Source organism: Methylobacterium aquaticum, assembly GCF_001043915.1.
GTDB lineage: Bacteria > Pseudomonadota > Alphaproteobacteria > Rhizobiales > Beijerinckiaceae > Methylobacterium > Methylobacterium aquaticum.
The window spans coordinates 1-14,218 of sequence record NZ_LABX01000048.1; the positions used below are offsets into that span (position 1 = coordinate 1).

The 14,218-nt window shown below is 70.6% G+C and carries 16 protein-coding genes; 12 read left to right on the top strand and 4 right to left on the bottom strand.

Going from position 1 to position 14,218, the window contains the following annotated elements:
• The 9 genes from VP06_RS06550 to VP06_RS06590 all read left to right on the top strand — a co-directional run.
• Positions 1 to 560: glycosyltransferase (locus VP06_RS06550; protein WP_048463028.1), on the top strand; the 560-nt coding region annotated here is incomplete at its 5' end.
• Positions 557 to 1,651 (top strand): glycosyltransferase family 4 protein, encoded by a 1,095-nt coding sequence (locus VP06_RS06555; RefSeq protein WP_048463029.1) that lies wholly within the window; start codon positions 557 to 559, stop codon positions 1,649 to 1,651. The genes VP06_RS06550 and VP06_RS06555, both read left to right, overlap by 4 nt.
• Positions 1,648 to 3,852, top strand: coding sequence for a glycosyltransferase (locus VP06_RS34545; protein ID WP_082167218.1), 2,205 nt, complete (start codon positions 1,648 to 1,650; stop codon positions 3,850 to 3,852). Before VP06_RS06555 ends, VP06_RS34545 begins: the two co-directional genes overlap by 4 nt.
• Positions 3,853 to 3,897: 45 nt before the next feature.
• The gene (locus VP06_RS06565) at positions 3,898 to 5,775 is read left to right on the top strand and encodes an ABC transporter ATP-binding protein (RefSeq protein WP_048463030.1); all 1,878 of its coding nucleotides are present in this window, start codon (positions 3,898 to 3,900) and stop codon (positions 5,773 to 5,775) included.
• A 20-nt stretch (positions 5,776 to 5,795) separates the two neighbouring features.
• Positions 5,796 to 6,677 (top strand): hypothetical protein, encoded by an 882-nt coding sequence (locus VP06_RS06570; protein ID WP_048463031.1) that lies wholly within the window; start codon positions 5,796 to 5,798, stop codon positions 6,675 to 6,677.
• A gap of 131 nt (positions 6,678 to 6,808) precedes the next feature.
• Positions 6,809 to 8,749, top strand: coding sequence for an ABC transporter substrate-binding protein (locus VP06_RS06575; RefSeq protein ID WP_082167219.1), 1,941 nt, complete (start codon positions 6,809 to 6,811; stop codon positions 8,747 to 8,749).
• Entirely contained in the window at positions 8,746 to 9,771 is a 1,026-nt protein-coding gene (locus tag VP06_RS06580) for an ABC transporter permease (RefSeq protein ID WP_048463032.1), read from the top strand. Before VP06_RS06575 ends, VP06_RS06580 begins: the two co-directional genes overlap by 4 nt.
• Positions 9,768 to 10,934 carry an ABC transporter permease gene (locus tag VP06_RS06585; RefSeq protein WP_048463033.1) on the top strand — a complete coding sequence of 389 codons (1,167 nt, stop codon included), beginning with the start codon at positions 9,768 to 9,770 and terminating at the stop codon, positions 10,932 to 10,934. Before VP06_RS06580 ends, VP06_RS06585 begins: the two co-directional genes overlap by 4 nt.
• A 7-nt stretch (positions 10,935 to 10,941) precedes the next feature.
• Positions 10,942 to 11,424, top strand: coding sequence for an NUDIX hydrolase (locus VP06_RS06590; protein WP_048463034.1), 483 nt, complete (start codon positions 10,942 to 10,944; stop codon positions 11,422 to 11,424).
• A gap of 130 nt (positions 11,425 to 11,554) precedes the next feature.
• On the opposite strand, the gene VP06_RS06595 is transcribed toward VP06_RS06590, so the two are convergent.
• Positions 11,555 to 11,749 (bottom strand): hypothetical protein, encoded by a 195-nt coding sequence (locus VP06_RS06595; protein WP_048463035.1) that lies wholly within the window; start codon positions 11,747 to 11,749, stop codon positions 11,555 to 11,557.
• Positions 11,750 to 11,911: 162 nt separating this feature from the next.
• On the bottom strand, positions 11,912 to 12,229 hold the full coding sequence (locus VP06_RS06600; RefSeq protein ID WP_048463036.1) for a hypothetical protein: 318 nt from the start codon (positions 12,227 to 12,229) through the stop codon (positions 11,912 to 11,914).
• A gap of 315 nt (positions 12,230 to 12,544) precedes the next feature.
• Between VP06_RS06600 and VP06_RS36025 the strand changes: the two genes are divergently transcribed.
• Positions 12,545 to 12,697, top strand: coding sequence for a hypothetical protein (locus tag VP06_RS36025; RefSeq protein ID WP_156295483.1), 153 nt, complete (start codon positions 12,545 to 12,547; stop codon positions 12,695 to 12,697).
• A 15-nt stretch (positions 12,698 to 12,712) separates the two neighbouring features.
• Here VP06_RS36025 and VP06_RS06605 read toward each other — a convergent pair whose 3' ends face one another.
• Positions 12,713 to 12,898 (bottom strand): YegP family protein, encoded by a 186-nt coding sequence (locus tag VP06_RS06605; protein ID WP_048432187.1) that lies wholly within the window; start codon positions 12,896 to 12,898, stop codon positions 12,713 to 12,715.
• Positions 12,899 to 13,064: 166 nt separating this feature from the next.
• On the bottom strand, positions 13,065 to 13,451 hold the full coding sequence (locus VP06_RS06610; RefSeq protein WP_048463037.1) for a hypothetical protein: 387 nt from the start codon (positions 13,449 to 13,451) through the stop codon (positions 13,065 to 13,067).
• Between the two features lie 233 nt (positions 13,452 to 13,684).
• Here VP06_RS06610 and VP06_RS06615 point away from each other — a divergent pair, with 233 nt between their 5' ends.
• Both VP06_RS06615 and VP06_RS06620 read left to right on the top strand, forming a co-directional pair.
• On the top strand, positions 13,685 to 13,960 hold the full coding sequence (locus VP06_RS06615) for a hypothetical protein (RefSeq protein WP_048463038.1): 276 nt from the start codon (positions 13,685 to 13,687) through the stop codon (positions 13,958 to 13,960).
• A gap of 25 nt (positions 13,961 to 13,985) precedes the next feature.
• A complete protein-coding gene (locus tag VP06_RS06620) occupies positions 13,986 to 14,192 on the top strand; it encodes a hypothetical protein (RefSeq protein WP_048463039.1) in 207 nt (68 codons plus the stop codon).
• Positions 14,193 to 14,218: the final 26 nt, after the last annotated feature.

Genomic DNA, 14,218 nt, shown 5'->3' on the forward strand with positions numbered 1-14,218 from the left:
CCTTGCGCCTCGTCACCGTCGGCCGGGCGGTGGCGAAGAAGGGGTTCGACGACCTCCTCGACGCGCTCGCCGCCCTGCCCCCCGACCTGCATTGGCGCCTCGCCCATCTCGGCGGCGGCGAGGCATTGCCGTCGCTGCGCGAGAAGGCCGCGGCCCTCGGCCTGTCGCAAAAGGTGATGTTTCTCGGCGCGAAGCCCCAGCCCGAGGTGGTGACGCTCTTGCGCGAGGCCGACCTGTTCGTGCTGCCGGCCAAGCGCGCGCCCTCCGGCGACCGCGACGGGCTGCCCAACGTCATCATGGAAGCGGCGTCCCAGGGCCTGGCGGTGGTCGCCACCGACTTCGCCGGCATCCCGGAATTTCTTCGCGACGGCATCGAGGGCCGGCTGGTGCCGCCGGGCGACTGGGGAGCCCTCTCGAACGCCATCAACCTGCTCGCCCGCGATCCCGACGAGCGCGCCCGCCTCGCCGCGGCGGCCTTGGCCCGCCTCCGGGCCGAGTTCGGCGCCGAGGCCGGGTTCGAGACGGTGGCCCGGCTTCTCCGGGACGCCGCGGGGCGATGAGCCGAATCGCCTTCTACGCGCCCCTGAAGGCTCCCGATCACCCGGTCCCCTCCGGCGAGCGCACGATGGCGCGGCTGCTCATGCGGGCGCTGGCCGCGGCCGGCTTCGCGCCGGAGCTTGCCAGCACGCTCCGCACCCGCGATCCCGAGGGGTCGCGGCATCCAGCCCTGCGAGCGGAATCCCGGGCGGAGGCCGGGCGCCTGATCGCCGCCTACCGGGCCGATCCGCCCGCCCTCTGGTTCAGCTACCACGTCTACTACAAGGCGCCGGACTGGATCGGCCCGGCGGTGGCGCGGGCGCTCCGCATCCCCTACGTGGTGGCGGAGGGCTCGCGGGCGGGCAAGCGCGCGGCCGGCCCGCACGCCCTCGGCCATGCCGGGGCCGAGGCCGCCCTCGACGCCGCCGACTTGATCCTGGTCATGAACCGCCGCGACCGGCCGGCCTTGGAGGCGGCGCGGCCGGAGGGGCAAGTCATCACCGACCTGCCGCCCTTCCTCGATCCGGCCGAGTGGCCGCTGACGGAGGCCGTGCGGGCGCCCGGCCCCTTGCGCCTCGTCACCGTCGCGATGATGCGGGAGGGCGACAAGCTCGCCTCCTACCGCTTGCTGGCCGAGGCCCTGGCGCAGCTCGGCGACCGTCCCTGGATTCTCGACGTGGCCGGGGACGGGCCGGCCGCGATGGAGGTCGCGTCCCTGCTGGCGCCGTTCGGCGATCGGGTGCGTTGCCACGGCGCCCTGGCGCCCGCCGGCCTCTCGCACCTCTACGCCGCCGCCGACCTCCTGGTCTGGCCGGCCGTCAACGAAGCCTACGGGATGGCGTTGCTGGAAGCGCAGGCCCATGGCTGCCCGGTGGTGGCCGGTGGTTATGGCGGGGTGCCGGACGTGGTCGGCGACCGCGTGACCGGCCGGGTGGCGCCACCGGGCGACGCCGCGGCGCTGGCCGCCGCGATCCGCGATCTCGCCGGGGCGCCCGACACCCTGGCGGCGATGCGCAGCGCTGCCCTCGCCTTCGCCCGCCACCAGCGCGGGCTGATCGCCGCCGCGGCGCGGCTTCGCGCGGCGCTCGCCCCGCTGCTTCGGGGGCGCGCATGAGCCGGGTCCTGATCGTCGTCACCCATCTCCTCGGGGCCGGGCATCTCACCCGGGCGGTCTCCCTGGCGCGGGCCTTCGCGGGAGCCGGGCACACCGTGACGCTGGTCTCCGGCGGCATGCCGGTGACGCTGCCGCGCCTCGACCGTATCCGCCTGGTGCCGTTGCCGCCGGTGAGGATCACCGGCACCGCCTTCACGGCGCTCCTCGATCCGGAGGGCATGCCGGTGACCCCGGAGCACCTGGCGGCCCGCCGCGACGCCCTGCTCGCCGCCGTCGCGGAGGCCGCACCGGACGCGGTCATCACCGAACTCTACCCGTTCGGCCGCCGGGTGCTGGCGCCCGAATTCGAGGCGCTGGTCGCGGCCGTGCGGGCGGCCACGCCGCGCCCCCTGCTCCTCGCCTCGATCCGCGACATCCTGGCGACCCCGAGCCGCCCGGAGCGGATCGCCGCCACCCATAAGCGCCTCGACGCCTACGACGCGGTGCTGGTCCACGGCGATCCGGCCTTCCTGCCCCTCGACGCCTCCTGGCCGGTCGGGCCCGAGGTCGCGGCACGTCTGCATTATACCGGATACGTCGACGAGGCCGAGGCTGTCTCGGCCCCCGCCGGTTCGCGGTCCGGCATCGTGGTCTCGGGCGGCTCCAGTGCCGCCGGGCTGCCGTTGCAGGAAGCGGCGGTCGCGGCGGCGGCGCGGACGCCCGGCCTGTCCTGGCGCATCCTCGTCGGCCGCGCGGTGCCGGAGCCCGCCTTCGACGCGCTCGCCGCGGCGGCGCCGCCGAATGCGGTCGTCGAACGGGCCCGGCCGGATTTCCGCGCGCTCCTGGCGCGGGCCGCCCTCTCGGTCAGCCAGGCCGGCTACAACACGGTGCTGGATCTCCTGCATGGTGGCTGCCCGGCGCTGCTGGTGCCGTTCGAGGCCGGCCACGAGACCGAGCAGCGCCTGCGCGCCGAGAGCCTGGCGGCCCACGGCCTCGCACGGGTGCTGCCGGAGCGCGAGCTGACGGCCGAACGCCTCGCGCAGGCGGTCCTGGCCGCGCCGCCGCGAGCCACGGATCACGCCATCGCCCGCGACGGCGCGCGGCGGAGCGTGGCGATCGTGGAGGGGATGCTGGCGAGCGTCGAATCGGATCTTCCAGATCGCGAGGCGAAGCACCTCCTCTCCCCCTTGTGGGAAGGGGCTGAGCAGATTTCGCCGAAGTGGTCACCGGTTCGGCGGCAAAAATCTGCGGTCAAACAAGAGACTAAGCGGACGAAGCGTTGGCCTGCCAACGCAAGTCTGCTTAGGGATGGGGGTGGTGCGGGAGGCACCGCCGAGCCAGATGGGGCACCACCCCCATCCCTGGCCCCTCCCCACAACGTGCAGCGATACCGGGCAAGCCCGGGATCGCCCGGGGAGGCGAAGGCGCCTTGCCTCCATACCTCCTTCGACATCACCCCCCTCATCGACGCCCTCGCCCGCGCGGCCGATGAAGGCCGCATCACCCCCCTGTGGTGGCGCGACGACGACGCCACCGCCCACACCGCCGCCCTCGACCGCCTGCTCGCCCTGGCGGCGCGAACCGGCTGGCCGGTTGCCATCGCGGCGGTGCCGGCCCGGGCCGAGCCGTCGCTGGCGGCACGGGTCGCCGATGAAGCGGATGTGGATCTCCTGGTCCACGGGCTCGCCCACGCCAACCACGCCCCCGCCGACTCCAGGAAGGCGGAGTTCGGTCCGCACCGGCCCCTCGCGACGCTGAAGGCCGACGCGGCGGCCGCTCTGGCCCTCGCCGAGGCGCGCCTCGGCCCCCGCCTGCTGCCGGTGCTGGTGCCGCCCTGGAACCGCCTCGCGCCCGACCTGCCCGCGACCCTGCCGGCCCTCTTCTATCGCGGCCTCTCGGCGGCCCATCCCCTGCCCGCGGTGCCAGGCCTCATCCAGGCCCATGCCGCGATCGATCCGATCGCCTGGCGCGTCGGCGGCGGGTGCGCCGATCCGGCCTGGGTGATCGACCGTGCCGCCCGGGCGGTGGCGGAGGGCGGCCCGGTCGGCCTCCTCACCCACCACCTCGTGCAGGACGAGGCGACCTGGGATTTGTGCGAGCGCCTCCTCGATCGCCTCGCCTCTCACGCTGCGAAAGACCAGGCATTCAGAATGTCGCGGGCCGCCGCTTTGTTTGCGCCCACGGCGTCGCCCGTGTCACAAACGAACCCTATCTTCCGGTGAAGGTCCGGGGACGCCCCCGCGCCCGAGAGGACAGCACGGCCCAGGATGACGGCACCGCTCCTGTCGATCCGCGACCTCACGGTCGATTTCACCACCGATACCGGCTCGTTCCGGGCCGTCGACGGCCTGTCCCTCGACGTGCCGGCGGGCCGGACCGTCGCCCTCGTCGGCGAATCGGGCTCGGGCAAGTCGGTCACCGCCCAGGCGATCCTCCAGATCCTGCCCAAGGTCGCCCGAATCACCGGCGGTGCGATCCGCCTCCAGGATCCCTCCGGTCCCGCGGGCGGCACCGACATCGCGGCCCTGAAACCCGATTCCGCCCGGATGCAGTCGCTCCGTGGCGGACGGATCGCGATGATCTTCCAGGAGCCGATGACCTCGCTGTCGCCGCTCCACACGGTCGGCGACCAGGTCACCGAGGCGCTGCGGCTCCATGCCGACGTGTCGGCCGACCAGGCCAAGGCCCGGGCGATTGAGGTGTTCGAGCGCGTCGGCTTCCCCGACCCGAGGCGGGCGCTCGTGACCTATCCGTTCGAGTTGTCGGGCGGCCTGCGCCAGCGCGCGATGATCGCCATGGCGCTCATCACCAAGCCCGCCCTCCTCATCGCCGACGAGCCGACGACCGCCCTCGACGTGACGACCCAGGCCCAGATCCTCGAGTTGATGCGCGACTTGCAGGCCGAGACCGGCATGGCGATGCTGCTCATCACCCACGATCTCGGCGTCGTCGCCAACATGGCCGACGACGTGGTGGTGATGTATCGTGGCCGCGTGATGGAGGCGGGCGCGCGGGAGGACATCTTTCGCCGTCCCGGCCATCCCTACCTCAAGGCGCTGATGCGGGCGGTGCCCCGGTTCCACATGGCGCCCGGCGAGCGCCTGACCCCGATCCGCGAGGTAAGGAGCGCGGTGCTCGCCCGCAAGGCCGGCGAGCCGCATGCGCCCGATCCGGCCGGGCCGCTCCTCGCCATCGAGGGGGTGCGCAAGTCCTTCACCCTGCGCTCGGGCTGGTTCAAGGGCCAGACCCGCACCGTCAATGCCGTCAACGGTGTGTCGCTCTCGCTGCATCCGGGCCGGACGCTGGGCCTCGTCGGCGAATCGGGCTGCGGCAAGACCACCCTCTCGAAGGTGGTGATGCGGGCGCTGCGGCCCGATGCCGGCACCGTCACCTTCGACGACGGGTCGGGCCGCGGCCCGCGCGACGTCTTCGCCCTCAAGGACCGGGAGCTGAAGGACTTCCGCCGCGCGGCGCAGTTCGTGTTCCAGGACCCGTTCTCGTCGCTCAACCCGCGCATGACGGTCTACGAACTCTTGACCGAGCCCCTGCGCATCCACGGCATCGGCAGCTCGGACGAGCGCTACGAGCGCGCCAAGGAACTCCTGGACATGGTCGGGCTCGACCAGTCGTCCCTGCGTCGCTACCCGCACGCCTTCTCGGGCGGCCAGCGCCAGCGCCTCGGCATCGCCCGGGCGCTCGCCCTCAAGCCCCGGGTGCTGCTCTGCGACGAGCCGGTCTCGGCCCTCGACGTCTCGGTCCAGGCCCAGGTGCTCAACCTGCTGAAGGATTTGCAGGCGAGCCTCGGCGTCTCCTACCTGTTCGTCTCCCACAACCTCGCGGTGGTCGATTACATCGCCGACACGATCGCCGTCATGTGCCGGGGCTACATCGTCGAGGAGGCGCCGAAGGAGGCCCTCTTCCGGAACCCGGCCCACCCGTACACCCGGGCGCTCCTCGCCGCTGTCCCGGAACCCGATCTCGACCATCCCCTCGATCTCAAGCTGCTGATGAGCGACCGCTTCTCCGATCCGGCGAGCTGGCCCGAGCCGTACCGCCTCACCGGCGGTGCCGCCGGGACCATGACCGAGATCGAGCCTGGGCATCGCGTCCGGGTTGCCGGCCCGGTGCTCCAGCACGCCGCCTAACCGTGTTTCAAGAGCCCCCGATGTCCCACGGCGCCGCCCTCCGTCCCCACCCCTTCGTCGAGCGGCTGCGCCGCCGCTTCCTCGGCCGCCTGTTCGACCGGCTCGGCTACGATCTCGTTCCGGCGGTCTCCGACTGGAATCACCGCCCGCTCTCCGGCCCCGAGACCGACGCGCTGATCGCAGGCGCCGCCGCGCGCCTCGACCACGACCTGGCCGAAGCCGGGCTGTCGCTGCCCGGCGGCGCTGCCCCCGCCGTGGCGACCTTCTGGGACCTGATCGCCATGGCGCCGGTCGCGCAGAAGCGCGGCGGCAACGGGTTCAACGGCGCGCTCCAGCTCTACGTGCTGATGCGGGCGCTCTCGCCCGAGGTGATCGTCGAATCGGGCGTGTTTCGCGGATTGACCACCTGGGTGATGCGGCAGGCCTGCCCGCAGGCCGAGATCTTCTGCTTCGATCCCGACCTCTCGGGCCTGCGCTACCGCGACCCGCGCGCCCGCTACCACGCCGTCGACTGGTCGAGTGTTAGCCTGCCGCGCCTCGACCCTGACCAGACGGTGGGCTTCTTCGACGACCATATCAGCCAGGCCCGCCGGGTGCTGGAGGCCCGCGAGCGCGGCCTGACGCGGCTGATCTTCGACGACGACGCCGCGGCCCACCGCCTCCACGCCCATGGGGGGCCGGCGTTTCCCACCATCGCGATGCTGACCGCGCCCCGCTCCGGCGAGCCGGTGCGCTGGCGCCGCAACGGCCGGGAATTTGTCTACCGGCCCGACGACCCGGAGGCGACAGCCGCCCGCGCGGCCATCGCCGCCACCCACGCCTTCGACGACCTGCACGCCGCGACCGGCTACTCGCCCACCCGCCTCACCTGGGTGCGCCTGCACGGGAGGGACGGGACATGACGGTTCGGTTCCAAGATCTTTTCAGGAGCGCTGCCGCTGCTGAACCCTCTCCCCTCTGCGGAGGAGGGCGCCCCGCGGATGCGGGGCGGGAGAGGGGCAGCGCGACGCCGATCCAGGGAGCGCCCTTGGGAATGGTCGCGACCTCTCCGGAAGCGGCGTCCCCTCTCCCGGCCCCCTCCGGGGGCCACCCTCCCCCGCAGAGGGCGGAGGGTTGGGCGCGCGTCGCCGTTCTGTCCGTTCTGCTTCCGCTGCTTGTCTCCCCTGCCCTCGCCGAGTCCGCCTCCGACCGCCTGCCCAAGCAACCCCTGGTCGTCGATTCCACCGCGCAAGGGCGCCAGATCGGCAAGCCCGGCGGCGACATCGTCACGCTGGTCTCGAAGGCCCGGGACATTCGCTACATCTCGACCTACAGCTACACCCGTCTCGTCGGCTACGACGAGACCTTGGCGCTCAAGGCCGACATTCTGGAAAAGTTCGAGAACGACGGCGATCGGATCTACACCTTCACCTTGCGCGAGGGCCATCGCTGGTCCGACGGCCAGCCGTTCACGGCGGAGGACATTCGCTACTGGTGGGAGGACGTCGCCCTCAACAAGGAGCTGAGCCCGTCCGGCCCGCCGGAATTCATGATGGTCGATGGGCAGCCGCCGCGTTTCGAGGTGATCGACCCGCTGCATGTCCGCTTCACCTGGGACAAGCCGAATCCCCGCTTCCTGCCGGAACTGGCCTCGCCGCGCGATCCCTTCATCTATCGGCCCGCGCATTACCTGAAGAGGTTTCACGCCCGCTACACCCCGAAGGCCGAGATCGAGCCGCTGGTGAAGCAGGCCAAGGTCAAGGGCTGGGCGGCGCTCCACAACCGGCTCGACGCGATGTTCGAGCAGACCAATCCCGACCTGCCGACGCTCCAGCCCTGGCGGGTCACCAACACCGCGCCGGCAGCACGCTTCGTCTTCGTGCGCAATCCCTATTACCACCGTGTCGACAGCAACGGGCAGCAACTCCCTTACATCGACAAAGTCAACATGGATGTCTCGGCCGGCGGCCTGCTTGCCGCCAAGGCCAATGCCGGCGAGGCCGACCTCTTGTTCCGCGGTCTCAACATGGAGGACATCCCGATCCTGCGCGAGGGCGAGCGGGCCAAGGGCTACCGGACCCATCTCTGGCCCACCGCCCGCGGCTCGGAACTGGCGCTCTACCCCAACCTGACCGTCACCGATCCGGTCTGGCGCAACCTCAACCGCGACCTGCGCTACCGCCGCGCCCTGTCGCTCGCCATCGACCGGCGCACCCTCAACAATGCCCTGCTGTTCGGGCTGGGCACCGAGGGCAACGACACGGTGGTGGAGAAGAGCCCGCTCTACAAGCCGGAATACCGCACCCTCTATGCCGGCTACGATCCGGCCCAGGCCTCCCGCCTCCTCGACGAGATCGGGCTGACGCAGCGCAATGGCGCTGGCATCCGCCTGCTGCCGGACGGGCGCGAGCTGGAGATCGTGGTCGAGACCGATGGCGAGAGCAGCATGCTCACCGACGGGCTGACCCTGATCTCCGAGTTCTGGCGCGAGGTCGGCGTCAAGCTGTTCGTCAAGCCGCAGGACCGCACGGTCCTGCGCAACCGCGCCTATTCGGGCGCCTCCGTGATGGTGGCGGCGCAAGGACTCGATCTGGCGATGCCGACCGCCGAGATGTCGCCCGACGAGCTCGCCCCGGTCCACCAGGATACGTATGCCTGGCCGAAATGGGGCCAGTACGTCGAGACGCGGGGCAAGGAGGGCGAGCCTTGCGACATCCCCGAGGCGAAAGCGCTGATCGATCTCAACGCCCGCTGGATGGCGACGGCCGACAATGCCGAGCAGGCGGCGATCTGGGGCGAGATGCTCAAGAACCGCGCCGAGAACCAGTGGGTGATCGGCACCGTCTCGGGCGCGCTCCAGCCGGTCGTCGCCAAGACCCGGCTCCGCAACGTGCCCGACACGCAGACCTATAGCTGGAAGCCGACCGCCTTGATCGGAATCTACCGCATGGACCAGTTCTTCTGGGGGCCGAACCCGAAGGAGGCGTCGCGGTGATCCGCTACCTCGCCCGCCGCTTCATCACCATGGCGGTCACGCTGCTCATCATCTCGGCTGTGGTCTTCGTCATCATCAAGCTGCCGCCGGGCGACTTCCTCACCAACCAGATCGCCGAGCTCCGCTCGCAGGGCGAGGCGGCCTCGGTCGCCAAGGCGCAGTTCCTGATGCAGCAATACGGCCTCGACCGCCCGGTCTGGGAGCAGTACCTGCGCTGGGTCGGGCTATGGCCCAATCCCGAGGGCGCCTTCAACGGCCTGATCCAGGGCAATTGGGGCTGGTCGTTCGAGTATGACCGCCCGGTGCGGGAGGTGGTGGGCGACGCGCTCTGGCTGACCCTCGTCGTCAACCTGGCGGTGGTGATTTTCGTCCATCTGGTGTCGATCCCGATCGCCATCTACTCGGCGACGCGGCAATACTCGATCGGCGACTACGTCGCGACCTTCATCGGCTATATCGGGCTCGCCACCCCGTCCTTCCTGCTGGCGCTGGTGATGCTGTTCTACGCCAACCGCTGGTTCGAGGTGTCGATCGGCGGGCTCTACGACAGCGCCTATTCGGGCCTGCCCTGGACCTGGGAGAAGGTGCGCTCGCTGCTCGCCCATCTCGTCGTCCCGACCCTGGTGATCGGGTTGGGCGGCACCGCCGCGATGATCCGGCGGATGCGGGCCAACCTCCTCGACGAATTGGGCAAGCAATACGTCGTCACCGCCCGCGCCAAGGGCCTGCCGCCGACCCGGGCGCTTTTGAAATATCCGTTCCGGATGTCGCTCAACCCGTTCATCGCCGATATCGGCAACCTCCTGCCCCATCTGGTCTCGGGGTCGGTGCTGGTGTCGCTGGTGCTGAGCCTGCCCACCGTCGGGCCGATCCTGCTCGCCGCCCTCAAGAGCCAGGACCAGTTCCTGGCCGGGTTCATCCTGATGTTCGTGGCGATGCTCACGGTGATCGGCATGCTGATCTCCGACCTGCTGCTCGCCTGGCTCGATCCGCGCATCCGCCTCGGAGGGGACGGTCGATGAGTCGGGAACTGCGGGACCGGCCGCACCATTTCGTCGACACCGTCCCGTTCGATCCCGGCCGGACCGAGCCGGTCGGAGCGGAAAGCAGCGCCGTCGACCGCGCCTCGTCCTGGCGCCTGACCTGGTGGAAGTTCCGCAAGCACCGCGTGGCGGTGGCGGCGGGTCTGATCCTGATCGCCTTCTACGCGCTGATCCCCTTCGTCGAGGTGATCGCGCCCTACAACCCGGCCAAGCGCCACGGTGACTACCTCTACGCCCCGCCGCAATCGATCCACCTGTTTCACGAGGGCCGCTTCGTCGGGCCCTATACTCATCCGTACCACTTCACCTTCAACATCGAGACCTTCCACCGCGACTACACGGTCGATCGGAGTAGGGTGCAACCTCTGCGCTTCTTCTGCCGCGACGAAGGTTATTCCTTCTGGGGCCTGATCGATACGGACTGGCACGTCGTCTGCCCGCCGAAGGACGGGACGATGTTCCTGCTCGGCACCGACCGGCTCGGACGGGATCTGCTCTCGCGGATCATTTCGGGCACGCGGATCTCGCTCACCGTCGGCCTCGTCGGCATCGCGGTCTCCTTCGCCCTCGGGCTGTTCTTCGGTGGGCTTGCCGGCTATCTCGGCGGCTGGGTCGACAACGTGATCCAGCGCATGATCGAGATCCTGCGCTCGCTGCCCGAGCTACCGCTCTGGCTCGCCCTCTCGGCGGCCCTGCCGCCGAACTGGAGCCCGATCCTGGTCTTCTTCGGCATCACGCTGATCCTCGGGCTCCTCGACTGGCCGGGCCTCGCCCGCGCCGTGCGCTCGAAGCTCTTGGCGCTGCGCGAGGAGGATTACGTCCGCGCCGCCGAGCTGATGGGCGCCTCGAAGAGCCGGATCATCGCCCGGCACCTGATCCCGAACTTCATGAGCCACCTGATCGCGTCGGCAACGTTGTCGATCCCCTCGATGATCCTCGGCGAGACGGCCCTGTCGTTCTTGGGTCTCGGCCTGCGCCCGCCGGTGACGAGCTGGGGCGTGCTGCTCAACGAGGCGCAGAATCTCGCGGCGGTGCAGCTTCATCCCTGGCTGCTGGCGCCGATTCTGCCGGTAGTGATCGTGGTGCTCGCCTTCAACTTCCTCGGCGACGGGCTGCGCGATGCGGCCGACCCCTACCATTGAGAGCGTGATGCGCGAGCGCCCCGCCTCCCGGCTCCTCGTCCTCGACGGGGAGGACCGCCTGCTCCTGTTCCGCTTCGTCTTCCGCACCGGAGCGCTGGCCGGCGAGGCATACTGGGCGACGCCGGGCGGCGCCGTCGAGCCGGGGGAAAGTTTCGTCGACGCCGCCATCCGGGAATTGCGCGAGGAGACCGGGTTGCTCTGCCCGGCGGCGGCCCCGGAGATCGGCGAGCGCACCTTCACGATGCGGCTGGTGGATGGCGAGTGGGTCCAGGCACGGGAGCGCTTCTTCGCCGTGCGGGCCGAGAGCGATCTCCTCTCGCGCGATGGCTGGACGGCCCACGAGGTCGAGGTCCTGGCCGAGCACCGCTGGTGGTCGCGGGCTGAGCTGGCGAATCCCGCCTCGCAAATCCAACTGGAGCAAATCTACCCGGAGGATGTCGTGGACCTGTACGACGCGGCGCGGACTGCCCTGGACGATCCCGCGCCGTAGGAGCCGGGGGACCTGACGGCGTCCGCTGCCAAGCAGGTTTCGCCGAAGTGATCACCGGCCCAGCGGCAAAAAACCGCGATCAAACAAGAACCTAAGCCGACGAAGCGTTGGCCTGCCAACGCACGTCTGCTTAAAGGGTGGCCTCTTCGACGTCGAGAGAGGCCAGTTCGCTGCGTGCCTGCGAGATCAGGCGGGCATGCTGGAGCTGGAGGGCGCGGCTGTTGGCCCCCAGCCCCGCGGATGAGCGGATCTCCGCGAGGGCCCGCTCGTAGTCCTGAAGCTGCGCTTCGACGCGCCGGCGGCGCTCTGCGATGCTGTGCGGCATTCCGGTTTCCCTTGGTTGTGGGGCGGGCCTGCCCATTGGGCATTCCCGCTCAAGATGCCACGCCAGGCCGCCGGAACGGCCAGGCTTGTACAGCCAAGGTCATGGATGCGGCGAGAATGCGGCACGGCCGCCCCGGATGGGGCTGCCGGCCGGCGAGACGGTTCAGAAACCGCGATAATAGCCGCGCGGGCCGTGACCCCAGCCGCGGTGGTGGCCCCAATGCCGGTGATGACCCCAGTGGCGCGGGCCCCCGAAGCCATAGCGCGGCCCGAAATGGCGACGGTGGCCGTAATAGCCGTGGCGGGGTCCCCAATGGCGGTGGCGGCCATAGCCGTAGCCGTATTGCGCCCAGGTGGTCGGGACCGCGGAGATGTCGGGCGCGGCGGCGGTCTCGGTCAGGGGAGCGGCGATCACGCCCTGCGGCATGGCGGCAACGCCGCCCAGGATCAGGCCAGCGGCCAGCATCACGGTCTTCAGCACGTCGTCGGTCCTTACTCGTGCGGGCCTCCGGAGGGAGGCGTGGACGGCTGAAACGCGCGGGAGCGGAAAAGCGTTGCGCGGCTCGCGCCGAACCACCGCCCCAAGCGTTGGTCGATGCTTGACGACACGTTGCCACTGTCGGTTCGCGGCTGTCCCGGCAGGAGATGATCGACAGATGCGCGTCACGGACACGGTCCATGCCGGCACGGTGATGGCAGAGCGGAGTCTGGACACCGGGTGGGGCGAACGAACGGTTCGTCAGCCTGGCTAGGCCGAGCCGGATGGGAGAGATCCGGCCCTTCTCCGGGATGTGCGTTGCGCCGACGTGCCGGTCGCCAAGAGGTCAAGCTCGGCCTCATCCTCGACGTCGGCGCGAACCGCCGCCGCGCCGTCCTGGACATCCGCGACGCCTCGGCCTCGCTCGCGGCTGGCGCCGGTGTCCGGAAACTCGGCTCCGAGGCAGCGTGAGGTCGCTCGCGGCTGTCAGGCCATCTTGAGCGTCATGTCGACCACCCGCGCGTTGGTCGCCCCCTTCACCAGGGCGATTCCATGCTCGCAATCCTCGCGGCGGACATAGCCCTCGCCCGAATCGGCCACCACCTCGCCGTTCTCGGCCCGCAGGCGCCAGCGCCACTCGCCCTTGCCGTCCCGGTAGAGTTCGAAGCGCATCGTGGGCCTCCTGCGGTGATGATGTCGCACCACAGATGGGGCACGCAGGGAACGGCGACAACGCCGGCCGGTCCTCGGGTCCGACGGACAAGGCGACCTGGCCCCGGTTTCCTGAGGGCGATTTCGGCCGGATCCGCGCTGCGTCCGTCCCGATCAGTGCCCGCTGTCAGTGCCCGCCATGCGAGCTGCGCACGTCGCGCGGGGCCGCCAGGATCTCGTTCAAGGAAGTGGCGACGTGCCGCGCCTCCTCGTCGGTGAGGCGGAGCTGGAACGGCGGCAATCCACCGGCCTGGAGCGCCACCACCGCCTGACCCTGCTCGTCTGTGCCGACCTCGATCGCCGGGGAGGTCACGTCCAGCATCGCCGCCTCGTCGTCGCCGAGATCGTCCGCCTCGGCCTCGTCCGGCTCGTGCATGACCGTGAGGAGCTGGCCCACCGCGCGCACGAGGGCGCGGGCCGCGCTCGCATCCATGATGACCGCGGTCGCCTGGTCGTCCTTCTGGAACGAGAGCTGGATGTTGGAACCTTCGAGGGAAACCGAGATACCCGCCATGGAGCGTCCGACACTGCGCAATGTCGTCCGTATATGGGAGCAATCTCCCGGACGCGACAGGGAATTCCACGTATGGCCGGGCTGCGCCATCCGAAACGCCCTCGGCCTCGCCGGCGTTGATCCGCCGAAGACGGGCGCTCGAGCGCCCGCAGACGCGCGGATGACGCCATGGCCACACGCACAAGACGACGCAGGCGACCACCAAAGCCCAGAAGGGTACGATCGCCCGGGTGATGCACGCCTTCAAGGACGGCGCCCTGGAGCGGCGCGACGGCGAACCGGTGACCGACCGCCGGCAGGCCCTCGCTATTGCCTTGCGCGAGGCCGGCGCCTCGACGCAGGAAAGCCCGGCCGACAACCGGGCGAATGTCCGCCGCACCCGGGCCAAGGAGCGCGACACGCGGTCCCATGCGACCCGCGCCGCCCTCTACGACGAGGCCCGGCGCCGGACCATCAAGGGCCGCTCGCGCATGACCCGCACCGAACTGGAGCAGGCCCTCAACCGTTGAGCGGGCCCCGACCAGGAGCACCCGCATGACCTCCAAGCAGCCGAAGACCACCACCCCCACCGATGCCGACCTGAAGGGGAATCCCGGCATCGGCACCTCGAAGGGCATGACGATGTCCGGCGGTGATCCCCAGGATCTTGCCGGGGACAATACCGACGAGGGTGACGTGGGCAACGATGCCACGCCGCAGGGCGGGGTCGACCCGAACCAGCGCGGGCGTACCAACCGCTGACGGCAATCCGTACCGATCCGGCCACC